Origin of the sequence: Phaeobacter sp. S60, from assembly GCF_000826845.1 — a bacterium.
GTDB lineage: Bacteria > Pseudomonadota > Alphaproteobacteria > Rhodobacterales > Rhodobacteraceae > Phaeobacter > Phaeobacter piscinae.
Map to the genome: position 1 here is coordinate 166,007 of NZ_JSWJ01000012.1, position 13,551 is coordinate 179,557.

The window sequence follows — 13,551 nt, forward strand, 5'->3', positions numbered from 1 at the left end:
CGGACCTAAGATCGGCCCCGACGGAGGCTAAGCATATTTCTCCAGAAACGCCTCAGCGCTCAGCAGGCGAAAATCGGGAACTGCGGCCTTCAATCGGGTGTCCTCCCAGTCCCACCACGCCAACGCCATCATACGTTCAGCGACGGCCTCAGTGTATCGGCGGCGGATCAGCCGGGCCGTATTACCCCCGACAATCGTATAGGGGGCTACGTCCTTGGTCACCACCGCACCCGACGCCACAACTGCACCATGGCCGACCGTTACCTCGGGCTTGATCAGCGCGCCGTGACCGATCCAGGTATCACGCCCAATATGCGCCATACGACTGGCCCGATGATCAAACCAAGCTGCGTCATCCTCCACACCATCCCAATAGCTTGACGACCGATAGAGGAAATGGTGCAAGGAAGCCCTTTGCAGGGGATGGTCGGTGGCCCCGATCCGGGTTGCACTGGCGATATTGGAGAATTTCCCAATTTCCGCATTGGCGATATCGCAGTTTCTGTCGCAATAGCTGTAGTCGCCAAACCGGCTGTTCAGCACGCGACTGTCTGCGCCGATTTCGACAAATGCGCCGAACTGGCTGTTGGTGATGGCACAATTGGGGTGCCGATACGGGTGATCGGCAGAGAGACGAGGCATCTGATAGCTTTCATTGGGATACATCAGTGAGACGAAGCCCCGACAATCAGGGCAGCAACATCGCGGCCCCTTGGCGGCGCGCCTTACGACCCGGCTCTCCCTTGATCAGGCGGCGACGAAGCCAGCCAGAGAGCCAGTCCATCAACATCACCATGAGGATGATCAATACGATGTAGTAAGCGACCTCTTCCCAGTCTTTCTGGGTGATGATTGCCTGCGTCAGTAGCAACCCGATGCCACCACCGGTGATGGCGCCAATAATTGTCGCGCTGCGGGTGTTCGACTCAAGAAAGTAGAGCAGCTGACTAAGCAAGACCGGTGTAATTTGCGGGATCACGCCAAACCGGTAGCGATGCGCCGGCTTGGCGCCGGTTGAGGCGACGCCTTCGATTTGTTTCTGATCGACGTTTTCCAGTGCTTCGGAGAAGATCTTACCGAAGGTTCCGGTGTCCGTCACCAAAATTGCCAGCGCCCCAGTCAGCGGGCCAGGACCGAAGGCCCGTGCCAGAACAACGGTCCAGATCAGCGAATCCACCCCGCGCACAAAGTCAAACACGCGACGGGTGGCAAAGCGAACCGCGCGCAGCGGCATGAAATTCCGGGTGGCCGCAAAGGCCAGCGGAAGCGCAATCAGACCCGCCCCCATCGTTCCCAGAAATGCCATCAGAAGTGTTTCAAAAATCGCCCAGGCGACATCCTGATGACGCCACATCTTATTGGTCCAGACATCATGAAAAATCGCACCGGCTTCGCCGGTTGCAGCCCGCGTCATCAACTCACCGATGCCCATGCCATGGTACGGGCTGTCCAAGGTAAAGAAAAACAGCTCCCAACCGGCAAAATAGCGAAACACCTCCGCCCGGTTGCGGGTCACTGTCAGGCGCCCGGCGTCCGTGGTGACGGCCAGCCGGTTCTTGGAGGCATTGATCCAATCCGGCAATTCCCCCGCCGGGAATTCCGCCTGCACACCGGCGCTGCGGCTTGGCGTTGCGCGGATCGTGCCATAGCCGGGTATGTCAAAGGTGATGGTCTCAGGACCGAACCGGACCTCATAGCCATCTTCGAGGTCGATGATCGTCACCTGCGAAGAGGTATCGGGGAGCGTCACCCACTCCGGAGACTGCCCGTCCGGATAGGCGCCCTTGCGCTCTCCCTCAACGGCCACGCTGACGGCACCGCTGCGATTGTCGCGGGTGACGTGGGTCTTATAACTGTAGCTGTCCGCCACCAATGTGCGCGCATTCTTCGGGTTCATCCGCTCGGCCAGCCCCGCCACATCAAAGGCGACGAACACATAGGCAAGATAGGCAAGCACCAACAGCGGCAACGCCAGGCTCAAGGCGCGCTTGCGTATGAACAGGCGTTCCATATCCAATTTGCGCAGGGTCGGCGGGACGGTCGTGTCAAAAGTCGTCATTGTTTGGCTCCGTGGGTCAACCGGTCACGCAGCAGGCCCGACAGTTGATCCACCAGGACGATGGTGAAAAACAGCAGAAGAAAGATTGCAGCAGCTTCGTCGTAGCGTCCCTGCCCCCAGGACATCGCGTTGCGCAGCTCATACCCGATGCCGCCGGCCCCGACGAAACCGAGGATCGCCGAAGCCCGAATATTGATTTCAAACCGCAAGAGCGCGTAGCTGACATAGTTTGGGCCAACCTGAGGGAAAACGCCCAACACCATGCGCTGCGCCCAGCCAGCACCGACAGAGGCCAGCCCTTCGACCGGTTTCAAGGATGCATTTTCATTCACTTCCGAGAACAGTTTACCCAGCGCCCCTGCCGTGTGGATTGCAATCGCAATCATCGCAGGCACAGGGCCGCCACCCAGTAGAAAGATCAGAACCAGCGCGATCACGATTTCCGGGATCGCGCGGAAGATATCCAACAACCGGCGAAAGACCGGGATCAAGGCAGGCCAGTGGGCCAGACCCCGCGTCGCCAACAGCGACAGAACAGTGCCGAAAATCAAACCAATCAGCGTGGCCGCGGCCGCAATATTCAATGTCTCAATCAGCGCGGGGAAGAACTGCAAAACATGTGTCGGCAGCAGGAAGAGCTTCTCAACCGCTTCTGACAGCACCTCGGAGGGGTAGTCGAAAACATGGGTAATGCCATTCCAGAATGAGCCGGCATTGCGATCATCTGCAATCCGGAAACCGGCTGCCATCATGGCGACAAATACCGCCAGAATGACCCCGCCATACAAGCGTTTTCGCTGGATTAATGCCTGATAATCGGCCTGTATATCAGCCACTGGCCGGGCCGAGACTGTTGCATGTGTCATGACTGGGATCCTGTGTGGCAGCAACTGTGTCAACAGCCTGCGGGACAGTGACGCTATCGGATGAGCATCTTCGCTGACCTGTGCGGGCTCTTGGCAATTGGCCGTCAAAATGGCGGGGGCGATGCTCACGCTCCGCCCCCGCACGCTTTGGTGCTGAAATTAGTTGGACTTCAATTTCCGCGCTTCGATGATCACCTCATAGGCGTCATGGGTGATCGGCATGAAACCTTTGGCCTCGCCTGCTGCGACACCGTAAAAACACTCCGCATCCATTGATTTCAGGGATGCCATCAGGCCGGTCATCTTCAGTTTTACATCCTCGGGCAATTCTGTACGCAGAACCACCGGACCTTCGGGGATCGGCTTCGACTGCCAGATCTGCACCAGATCATTCATGTCAACGAGGCCCGCATCAACAGCCCGACGCAGCGCGCCGGAGTTGAAGCCATCTTCCCACTCCCCCAGGCCGTCGGCCCAGCTGACGCCCGCATCCACATCGCCATTCGCGACCGCAACGATGGTCTGTTCATGGCCGCCGGTGAATTTCACTTCACCGAAATAGTCTCCCGACGTCATCGTCGCCCCTGTTGCTTCAGGGATCTCGATTGAGGGGATCAGGAACCCGGAGGTGGAGTTCGGGTCACCAAAACCAAAGGTCTTGCCCTGCATGTCGTCCAGCGATGTGATGCCGCTGTCCTTGCGGGCAAAACCAACGGAGTAGTAGCCGTAGCCACCATCGTTGTTTACCTTCACGAGGATAGGCTCAACAGCCGCCGGATCGCTCAGGTAGGTCTTGGCGTAACCCGATGCGCCCAACCATGCCATATCGATGGTGCCGCCCAACAGGCCCTGAATGACACCGTTGTAATCCGCTGGGGCAAAGAGCTTGGTTTCAACACCAAGCAGATCTTCGGTTTTCTGGCGCAGACACTCGTTGTTGTTCAAACGATCCTGAGCATTCTCGCCACCGAGAATACCGATGCGGAATTCCTGAATCTCCGAGGTATCTGCCAGAACGGGTGCGGTCAGGGCTGTGGTCGCCAGAATGGCAGCAAACAGGTTTTTCATATTCAATCTCTCTGGTTGGTCATCCCGGCACAGACGCGGCCGGGTTTGGAAATGCGATCAAACAGCCACAGCTGGCTGACGGCGCGGTTTGGTACGGTTCAGGGTCTCAATCTCGGTGGAGGTGGCGGCTTCGGAGAAATCATCACCGGCGCCATAGATTTCGCGGGCAACACCCGTGGTCAGTTGCTCTGGCAGCCCGTCAAAGACGATACGCCCATCGCGCATGCCAACAACGCGGTCACAGTAGCGGCGCGCCGTGTCCAACGTGTGCAGATTCGCGATCACAGTCCGGCCATCCTCTTCATGGATACGGCGCAGGGCCTCCATCACGGTCTGTGCGTTCATCGGATCCAGTGAGGCAATCGGTTCATCGGCGAGAATGATCGCCGGATCCTGCATCAGGGCGCGGGCAATAGCGACGCGTTGCTGCTGACCGCCGGAGAGTGCCTCTGCCCGTTTGGCGGCGTGTTCCGCAATGCCCAGCCGATCAAGAATGTCGATCGCACGGTGGATGTCATCCATCGGATAGAGATTGAACAGCGTCGCCAAGGTTGAGCGTCGGTTGAGCGTACCGTGCAGCACGTTGGATACGACATCCATGCGCGGCACCAGATTGAACTGCTGAAAGATCATCGCGCAATCCGATTGCCAGGCGCGCTTCTCCTTGCCGCGCAATTGGGTCACGTCTCGCCCTTCGAAAAGGATCCGCCCCTCGCTGGCATCACCGAGCCGGTTTATCATGCGCAACAGCGTGGATTTACCAGCCCCGGACCGGCCGATGATGCCGATCATGCAAGGCTTATCGATATCCAGCGTGGCGGTATCCACCGCGATTTTATCGCCGAATCTCTTGGTCAGTTTGTCAATTCGCAGCACCTGAGGCTCCCGTCTCTGTCTCGGACTGCCTAAGGGGAGAGATCAAAACTTGTGTGTCATCGCGGTGAAGCTTTTGTAACGCCATCCCTCGTGCCCACCACTGCCCCCTAGGCGCGCAGCCTCCAAGCCGCTATATGGCGGCGAAACGCTGTCCATGAACCCAAGGAACCGCTGCCATGTCTTTCGACCGCTCCATCAAGATTGCACCGTCTATCCTGTCCGCCGATTTTGCCAATTTTGGCCAAGAGATTCAGGCCATCGAAGCCCAGGGGGCCGATTGGGTCCATATCGACGTGATGGACGGGCATTTTGTGCCCAACCTCACCTTTGGTCCGATGGCGGTTAAGGCCTTTCGCCCCCATGTGAAAACCGTGATGGACGTCCACCTGATGATCGCACCGGTTGATCCCTATATTGACGCTTATGCAGATGCGGGCGCCGATGTACTGACCGCCCATGTTGAGGCAGGCCCCCACATCCACCGCACCCTGCAGGCGATCCGTGCTGCCGGGATGAAAGCCGGTGTCGCACTCAACCCCGGCACCCCTGCTGAGGCAGTGGCGCATCTCCTTGACCTGACCGACCTGATTTGCGTGATGACCGTCAACCCCGGTTTTGGCGGGCAAAAATTCATTGATATGACCAGCAAGATCCGCAGCCTGCGAGCGATGATTGGGGATCGTCCGGTCCATATCGAGATTGACGGTGGCGTTGATCCGAAAACCGCACCACTGGTTGCCGAAGCCGGTGCCGACGTTCTTGTAGCGGGCTCCGCCGTCTTCAAAGGCGGCTCTGTCGACAACCTCGAGGTCTACGGCGAGAACATTCGCAACATCCGCGCCGCTGCAAGCGGTGTCTGGGCATAAGACCCAGCGGGCAGATCCCCTGAGTAAGAGGCGTCCTGTCGGGCGCCTCTATTTCTTTGTGGGATCATACGGCGGGCAGTTGATCCGCAAAATGTGACAGCAGCACGTGCTTCAGTATCTTCCCTGTCGGTGCGGCTGGCAGCTGCTCCGTCAGGATGAAGAGACCGGGCCGTTTGTAGCCTGCAAGCTGCTCCGCCACGAAGGCACGCAATTCACTCACCGTTGGCTCATCCCCAACCGCCACCTCTACGAAGGCAACCACCTGCTCATCTCCGCCCTGCGGGCGACCGACTACAGCGGATTGAACCACCTGCGGGTGGGCGTTCAGCGCCGCTTCGACTTCTGGCGGAAAGACATTGAAGCCGCCGTGGATGATCAGTTCCTTGGCACGCCCGTCAATATGAAGGTTGCCATTTTCGTCCAAACGCCCGATGTCGCCGCTGCGCAACCAGCCCGCTGGATCAAGGACGGTTTGCGTGGCTTCTTGGTTGGCGAAATATCCCAGCATGACATTGCCGCCCCGCAGGCAGATCTCTCCCAACCCATCGCCACCACCCGGAACGCTCTGATCCAGACGCAGATCAACACCGGGCAGCGGTGGACCAACCGACGTATCAGGGTCACCCAAACCGTTGCGTGTGGCACAGATGCCTGCGGTTGCCTCGGTCATGCCGTATCCGTTTTGCAAGGCAACGCCATAAAACGCCTCGGCCCGACGTTTCCAATCGGGATCCAGCGGCGCAGCACCGGACGACACATAGCGCAAATCCGGACTGCCGAGGTGGTCCAGCCCCTGCTCCTTGGCATATTGCATCACCAGCGCATGCATCTGTGGCACCGCAGAGACCAGCGTGACCCCGGACCGGAGCGCCTGATAAAAACGCTCCGGCGTGAACCGTGTCTCAAGCCGCACCTCGGCTCCGATCATCACGGAAGCAGTTAAAACCGACGCAAGGCCAAACACATGGCTAAGGGGCAACACACCGTAGACCACATCCTCGCTGGTCATATCGCGCAACCGTGCCGAGGCACCGCCGCCGAACTTCAGATTGTTGTGGCTTAGCATCACCCCTTTCGGATCGCCGGTGGTACCTGTCGTATAAAGGAGTACCGCCAACCCCTCGGGTATCTGCACGTGGGATCTGCCATCTGCATCCTGAGAAACAACATGCAGGCGGCCAAAGTCGCCTTCAATAGCCTGCGCGCCGAGACGGCTGGCATGGGCGGCCGCGTCAGGCGAGGCCGCAGCGGTCAGCAGAACCACCACAGGCTTGGCATGAGCGAAGATCCGGTCCACCTCAGGCGCCCTCATCCGGGCGTTGACCGGAACCGCCACGGCTCCCAACTGTGATGTGGCAAACAACGCCGCGACCGCGGTGCAGCAATTCTCGCAAAGCAGCATCACCCGATCACCCGGCCCGACACCTAGGTCGGCCAGATGTGTCCGTAATGCGTCGCAGGCCCGCGCGAGGTCACCATAGGTCCAGCGCGCGCCACCACTGTCGCCAAAAGCCGGGGCCGTGGGGCGTTGGCGCGCGTGCGCTTCAAGGTATTCGTGCCATAGCGTCATGGATCATCCCCTGTGATTTTATGGGCCGTGTCGGGCACCCGACGCAGAAACAATGGGCGCGCGTCAGCCGCGTATCCTTTTGAATACGCCACTTGCCGTGGCGAGCACTTGGCCACCGCTGTCCACCAGTTCGCCTGCGACATAGGCCAACGATGCGCCGCCACCGGTTGCCTTGGCGGTGGCCTCAACCCGGCCCGTGCGTGCAGCAGTCACATAAGAGAGGGTCAACGATACGGTGACCACCGGCGGGTGCGCCAGCGCATCGAAATGCTGCGAGGCAGTATTGCCGCAAACCACGTCCATCAATGTCGCAACGATGCCACCATGCAACAGACCATTGCGGTTGAGATGTTGCGGTGCGAGCTCCAGTGAGGCACGACAGGCTCCAGTGCGCGTGTCAATTTCAGTGCGATAGCCGACCAGCTGCTGGCAGCCCGGATCCTCAATGATCCGTTTGACTGGCACCGGCGCCTCTCCGCCCTCCGGCGAGTTGGTTGACGATATCGGATCAGGCTGCCGAGAGGTCAATGAACCGCTCCAGCTGAGTGTCCGCGTCGCCGAAGCGATGTTCCGCCATCACGATGCGTTTGGCGATATGGGCCAGCTCATATTCTGCGGTCATTGCAATGCCGCCATGCAGCTGGATTGCCTCTTCGGCGATCTGACGCCCGGTTCGACCAATGAGATTGCGTGCAGCCGCAATGTGGCGGTCGCGTGTCTGCGGGGTATCCTCAAGGTGGCCCGCGGCATTGATCACCGCAGAGCGCGCCTGTTCGACCTCAATCAACATCTCAGCAACACGATGTTGCAGCGCCTGGAACGTCCCGATTGGCCGCCCGAATTGTCGTCGCGTCGTGAGATAATCCATGGTCAGCCGCGTAGCCGTTTCCATCGCACCAAGGGTCACTGCCGCCAGCGCAACCTCCGCTGCAGCCAATGCGGTCTCGATCCGGGTAGCGGCCCCGCCTGCTGTACCAAGACGCGCTGAGTGCGGCAGGTGGACACCGTCCAGCTCAACCTCTGCGGCTCTGCCGCCGGCCAGCAGCGCGCTGCCCTGCATGCGCACCCCAGCCGCTTGCGGGTCAACGAGAAACAGTGACAGGCCGTCGCGGTCACCAGAGGCTCCTCCTTCGCGCGCAGAGACAATCAACAGCTCCGCCGCCTCAGCATTGACCACCACGGTTTTGCGGCCCGTCAGGACAACATCCTGCCCATCACCAGTCGCGGTGGTCTCGACCCAAGTGCGCTCGTAGCGGCTGGTCGGCTCCCCATGGGCGAAGGCCAATTGCAGGTCTCCCGCAACCAGCCGCTCAAGATATTCCCGATCACGGCGCGACGGCTGCGCATCACCTGGCCCGCACAACAAGGCACCGCAGAGCACTGCTGAATCAAGGACCGGTTCAACCACACCCGCACGACCCAACTCTTCAAAGACCGTCGCAATGTCAAAGCCAGCGCCGCCGTATCCGCCGACCGCTTCGGGCAACAAGGCGCCAAGCACGCCCAAGTCAGCCAGTTGTGTCCAAATCGCAGGGGAATACCCCGAAGGATCCGCAATCGCCTCGGTTCGCGCAGCCACCGTATAGCGGTCCGCAAGAAACCGACGCAGGCTATCCTGCAACATCTGCCGCTCGTCCGTCAGCTGAAAGTTCATGACCTGCCTCCCAGCGATACCTTAGCGATGATGTTTTTCTGGATTTCGTTCGAACCGCCAAAGATCGACAACTTGCGATTGTTGAAATACTGCGCCGCAACGGTGTCGCTGCCCTCCGGCGGAGCAAGGGTGCTGTTGTCGCCAGCCAAAGCCTCGGACGCGAAGGGAAGCGCGTAAGCGCCAGCAGCACGACGCGCCAGATCGTTGATTTCCTGACGGATTTCGGTGCCTTTCACTTTGAGCATCGAACTCTCCACGCCCGGAGCCTGACCTTGGGCGGCGGCAGAGATGATGCGCAGATTGGTGGTCGCCATAGCCATCAGGTCGATTTCTGCGCGGGCCAGCCGCGCCGCGAAATGCGGGTTCTCAATCAGCGGGCGGCCACGATGGATCTGCTGACGTGCGAGCCGCTTCACCGCTTCCAACCCCGCCTGGCTGAACCCCACGCCTGCGATATTCGTACGCTCATGGGTCAGCAGATACTTCGCGTAGGTCCAGCCTTTGTTTTCCTCGCCAACCAGGTTTTCAACCGGCACCCGCACATCGGTGAACCAGACTTCGTTCACCTCGCGGGTGCCATCAAGCAGGATGATCGGTCGCACCTCAATACCGGGCGTATCCATATCGATCAGCAGAAAGGAAATGCCCTCCTGCTGTTTCGCGTCCGGGTCGGTCCGCACGAGACAGAAAATCCAGTTGGCGTATTGGCCGAGCGTGGTCCAGGTTTTCTGCCCGTTGACCACGTAATGATCCCCGTCACGAACGGCCCGGGTGCGCAGACTGGCAAGATCAGAACCCGCACCCGGTTCGGAATACCCCTGACACCACCAATGTTCCCCCGAAAGGATCTTTGGTAGAAAATGGGCGCGCTGTTCGTCGGAACCAAATTTCTGCAAAACAGGCGCCAACATGGTCAGTCCGAAGGGGACGATGCGTGGCGCATGGGCGCGGCAGCATTCTTCCTCAAAGATATGACGCTGAACCGCGTTCCAACCGCAGCCCCCGTATTCCTCTGGCCAGGTTGGTGCCAACCAGCCCTGCTCATTCAGAATACTGTGCCAGCGATCGTGCCCCTCCTTGCCCAACCCGCGCCCCAGACGCACGGCATCCGACAAATCCTGAGGCAGCTTGGCGTCCAAAAACGCGCGGACCTCAGCGCGAAAGGCAAGGTCCTCGGTCGAATAATTCAGATCCATATGCCGCGCACCTCCCCGTGCTGATTGGCTGCTATGTTTGACTTGTCCGTCCCGCTCCCCTCAACATGGCGAGCCGCGCGCGGTTGTAATCAATAAATCTCGAACAGGCCCGCCGCGCCCATGCCGCCGCCTATGCACATGGTAACCACCCCGAGTTTGGCGCCGCGTCGGCGACCCTCACGCAGGAGATGCCCCACCATCCGGGCACCCGTCATGCCGAACGGGTGGCCGATCGCAATTGAACCGCCGTTGACGTTACAGATTTCATCCGGAATGCCGAGTTTGTCGCGGCAGTAAAGCGCCTGACTTGCGAAGGCTTCGTTCAGTTCCCACAAGTCAATATCTGCCACCGTCACCCCGTGCCGCTCCAGCAGGCGCGGTACGGCATGCACGGGACCAATGCCCATTTCATCGGGCGCGCAGCCCGCCACGCAAAATCCCCGAAACGCCCCCATAGGATCAAGACCGCGGCGACTGGCCTCATCGGCCTCCATCATCACAACCGCAGCCGCACCATCCGAGAGCTGGCTGGCATTCCCTGCGGTGATGAATTTGCCTGCACCGCGCACCGGTTCCAGTCCGGCCAGCCCGTCCAATGTCGTCTGCGGGCGGTTGCATTCATCCCGATTTACCGTGACCTCGCGATGACTGATCTCTCCGGTGTCCCTGTCCTTTATTGCCATAACCGTTTGCATGGGCACGATTTCATCGTCGAAGATGCCCGCATCCTGCGCTGCTGCGATTTTCTGCTGACTGCGCAGGCCATAGGCGTCCTGCGCCTCCCGGCTGATACCGTAGCGCTCAGCCACGACATCCGCCGTGTCAATCATCGCCATGTAGACGTCAGGATTATGCTCTTGTAGCCAGGGATCCTGCACCTGCGTCACATTGGGCTGCACCATGGAGATACTCTCCACCCCGCCCGCAACCATCGGTCCGGCCCCTTCGGCAGTGATTTGCTGCGCCGCCAGCGCAATGGTCTGCAGGCCCGACGCGCAGAACCGGTTCACCGTCATGCCAGCCGCAGACTGCGGCAAGCCGGCGCGCAAAGCGATCTGGCGCCCGATATTGTGCCCTGTCGCCCCTTCGGGAAAGCCGCAACCAATAATGCAATCCTCAACTGCACCCCCCTCCAGACCCGCCCGCTCAACAGCGGCGGCGACCGCATGCCCACCCAAAGTGGCGCCATGCGTCTGATTGAAAGACCCACGAAAGGATTTGGCCAGACCGGTGCGGGCGGCGGAAACGATAACAGCCTGTTTCATATCAGCGGGCCTCCTTGTTGAGGTCATCAAAGCTGCGCCCTTCGGCAACCAATTGCTCCAACAGCGGGGCCGGTTGCCAGAAGAAGGCGTCTTTCTTGGCGTAGCGACGAATATCCTTGAGAATGCTGTCCAGCCCCTGCAGGTCCGCCCATTTCAGCGGGCCGCCCCAGAACCGGGGGAAACCGTAGCCAAACAGCAGCACCATATCGACATCCAGAGGACGGCGAGCGATGCCCTCACCGACGACCTTTGCCGCCTCATTGACCATCGCGCACATGTAGCGGCGCAGAACCTCGTCATTGGCAAAAACCTGCGGCGTCACGCCCTGATCGCGCTGATCGCGTTCGATGTATTCGGCGACCTGTGGATTCGGCGTCCCGCCACGCTTGCCCTCTTCGTAGACGTAAAAACCGCGACCGGTTTTCTGCCCGAAATCGCCGCCTTCACATAGCATATCAGAGAAATGCACCACCCGTTCACGTGGGTCGAGTGTCGGCGCGCGACGCTTGCGCGCGGCCCAGCCAATGTCCAACCCCGCGAGGTCGGCCACCGCAAACGGCCCCATGGCGAAGCCAAACCCGGTCATCACCTTGTCGATTTGATAGGGAGAGGCGCCGTCCAGAACCATGTAGTCAGCGGCCTTGCGATAGCTGTTCATGATCCGATTGCCGATGAAGCCATCACAGACGCCGGAGCGTACTGAGGTTTTCTGCAGCCTTTTGCCAAGGGCGAAACCGGTGGCCACGACATCGGGCGCGGTCTGATCCGCGACCACCACCTCCAACAGCTTCATCACATGTGCGGGCGAGAAAAAATGCAGTCCGATCACATCAGATGGCCGACCGGTGGCGGCCGCAATGTCATTGATATCCAGATATGATGTGTTGCTGGCGAGAATGGCGCCTGGTTTGCAATGCTCATCCAACGCTGCAAAAACGTCGCGTTTCACATCCATGTCTTCAAAAACAGCTTCGACCACCAGATCGACCTGCGACAGAGCAGCATAATTCGTTGCCAGTTCAAGCGCCTCATTGAGAATAGCGTCGAAATGTGACTGGCTGATCTTGCCCCGCTTCAGCGCGCCCTTGAGATTGCCTTCAATCCGCTCCCGTGCCGCAACCGAGGCCGCCTCGTCCCGTTCAATCAGCACAACCGACAGTCCTGCCATCAGCGCAGCTGTCGCGATGCCAGCCCCCATGGTACCACCGCCGATGACCCCCATTGCGGCAATATCGCGAGGAGTTACATCAGCAAGCTCGGGCAGTTTGCTGACCGCCCGTTCCGAGAAGAAAGCGTGGATCAACCCCTGCCGCTGATCGCTTTGCATCAGCTTCATAAACAATTCTCGTTCTTGCCGCACACCATCAAGAAAACTTGGCGCCTCGCAGGCGGCCTGGACCGCACGCACCGCAATCGCCGGGGAGAGCTGGCCGCGCCCACGGGCCAGAACACGCTCATATGTGGCATCAAAATCGACGGGCTCCGGCGCGGGCATGTCACAGATCGGGCGACGCGGCGCATTCTGTTCGAGGAGTTCACGGGTATAGGCCAGTCCAACCTCGCGCGGGCTGCCCTCAGCAATACGATCAATAACGCCCTTATCGAAAGCCTCGGCAGCGGCCACGTGGCGGCCGGTCGTGATCATCTCCAATGCGGCCTCTGTCCCTGCGACGCGAGGTAGCCTCTGGGTACCACCGGCGCCTGGAATGATCCCCAGATGGACCTCCGGCAGCCCCATCTTGGCGCCTGGCACGGCGATCCTGTAGTGCGAGGAAAGTGCAACCTCCAACCCACCGCCCAGCGCTGTGCCGTGCAGGGCCGATACGACGATCAGCTTGGCGGCTTCGATACGATTGCAGAGGTCCGGCAGGCCTGGTTCTTCCATGGGTTTGCCAAATTCACGGATATCAGCACCCGCGAAATAAGTCCGCCCCTCGCCATAGATCAATACGGCTCGCGCGCCTTCCGTCTCGGCCCGCTCAATTCCTGCCAACAGACCGCGGCGCACATCTATACCAAGTGCATTTACCGGCGGGTTCTGCGCGGCAAGAACTGCGATGTCGCCAATCCGCTCGTAGACAATGGCTTCGGTCATGGAACTTTCCTCTTTTTGCGGGCGGTGCCGATCAGG

Annotated in this window: 12 protein-coding genes; 1 reads left to right on the forward strand and 11 read right to left on the reverse strand. The window is 59.9% G+C overall.

Annotation, left to right across the window (positions count from 1 at the left end; genetic code table 11):
• Positions 1-27: 27 nt before the first annotated feature.
• The 5 genes from OO25_RS12730 to phnC form a co-directional block, all read right to left on the reverse strand.
• Positions 28-642 carry a chloramphenicol acetyltransferase gene (locus OO25_RS12730; protein ID WP_040180510.1) on the reverse strand — a complete coding sequence of 205 codons (615 nt, stop codon included), beginning with the start codon at positions 640-642 and terminating at the stop codon, positions 28-30.
• A 46-nt stretch (positions 643-688) separates the two neighbouring features.
• The gene (phnE, locus tag OO25_RS12735) at positions 689-2,059 is read right to left on the reverse strand and encodes a phosphonate ABC transporter, permease protein PhnE (RefSeq protein ID WP_040180513.1); all 1,371 of its coding nucleotides are present in this window, start codon (positions 2,057-2,059) and stop codon (positions 689-691) included.
• Complete coding sequence (gene phnE, locus OO25_RS12740; protein ID WP_040180514.1) at positions 2,056-2,925, reverse strand: phosphonate ABC transporter, permease protein PhnE; 870 nt, start codon at positions 2,923-2,925, stop codon at positions 2,056-2,058. The genes phnE (OO25_RS12735) and phnE (OO25_RS12740) overlap by 4 nt, the downstream gene beginning before the upstream one ends.
• Positions 2,926-3,084: 159 nt before the next feature.
• Positions 3,085-3,993 (reverse strand): phosphonate ABC transporter substrate-binding protein, encoded by a 909-nt coding sequence (phnD, locus tag OO25_RS12745; RefSeq protein WP_040180517.1) that lies wholly within the window; start codon positions 3,991-3,993, stop codon positions 3,085-3,087.
• A gap of 57 nt (positions 3,994-4,050) precedes the next feature.
• Positions 4,051-4,869 carry a phosphonate ABC transporter ATP-binding protein gene (gene phnC / locus OO25_RS12750; RefSeq protein ID WP_040171131.1) on the reverse strand — a complete coding sequence of 273 codons (819 nt, stop codon included), beginning with the start codon at positions 4,867-4,869 and terminating at the stop codon, positions 4,051-4,053.
• 176 nt (positions 4,870-5,045) lie between these two features.
• Between phnC and rpe the strand changes: the two genes are divergently transcribed.
• The gene (gene rpe, locus OO25_RS12755; protein ID WP_040180518.1) at positions 5,046-5,735 is read left to right on the forward strand and encodes a ribulose-phosphate 3-epimerase; all 690 of its coding nucleotides are present in this window, start codon (positions 5,046-5,048) and stop codon (positions 5,733-5,735) included.
• Positions 5,736-5,799: 64 nt separating this feature from the next.
• Here rpe and OO25_RS12760 read toward each other — a convergent pair whose 3' ends face one another.
• The 6 genes from OO25_RS12760 to OO25_RS12785 form a co-directional block, all read right to left on the reverse strand.
• Positions 5,800-7,305, reverse strand: a complete 1,506-nt coding sequence (locus OO25_RS12760) for a class I adenylate-forming enzyme family protein (RefSeq protein ID WP_040180520.1) — start codon at positions 7,303-7,305, stop codon at positions 5,800-5,802.
• 63 nt (positions 7,306-7,368) lie between these two features.
• On the reverse strand, positions 7,369-7,833 hold the full coding sequence (locus OO25_RS12765) for a PaaI family thioesterase (protein ID WP_040180523.1): 465 nt from the start codon (positions 7,831-7,833) through the stop codon (positions 7,369-7,371).
• Positions 7,814-8,959 carry an acyl-CoA dehydrogenase family protein gene (locus tag OO25_RS12770; protein WP_040180526.1) on the reverse strand — a complete coding sequence of 382 codons (1,146 nt, stop codon included), beginning with the start codon at positions 8,957-8,959 and terminating at the stop codon, positions 7,814-7,816. Before OO25_RS12770 ends, OO25_RS12765 begins: the two co-directional genes overlap by 20 nt.
• Positions 8,956-10,155 (reverse strand): acyl-CoA dehydrogenase family protein, encoded by a 1,200-nt coding sequence (locus OO25_RS12775; protein ID WP_040180528.1) that lies wholly within the window; start codon positions 10,153-10,155, stop codon positions 8,956-8,958. The genes OO25_RS12770 and OO25_RS12775 overlap by 4 nt, the downstream gene beginning before the upstream one ends.
• An 89-nt stretch (positions 10,156-10,244) precedes the next feature.
• Positions 10,245-11,420 (reverse strand): acetyl-CoA C-acyltransferase, encoded by a 1,176-nt coding sequence (locus OO25_RS12780; protein WP_040180529.1) that lies wholly within the window; start codon positions 11,418-11,420, stop codon positions 10,245-10,247.
• A 1-nt stretch (position 11,421) separates the two neighbouring features.
• Positions 11,422-13,515, reverse strand: a complete 2,094-nt coding sequence (locus OO25_RS12785) for a 3-hydroxyacyl-CoA dehydrogenase NAD-binding domain-containing protein (RefSeq protein ID WP_040180532.1) — start codon at positions 13,513-13,515, stop codon at positions 11,422-11,424.
• Between the last annotated feature and the right edge of the window lie 36 nt (positions 13,516-13,551).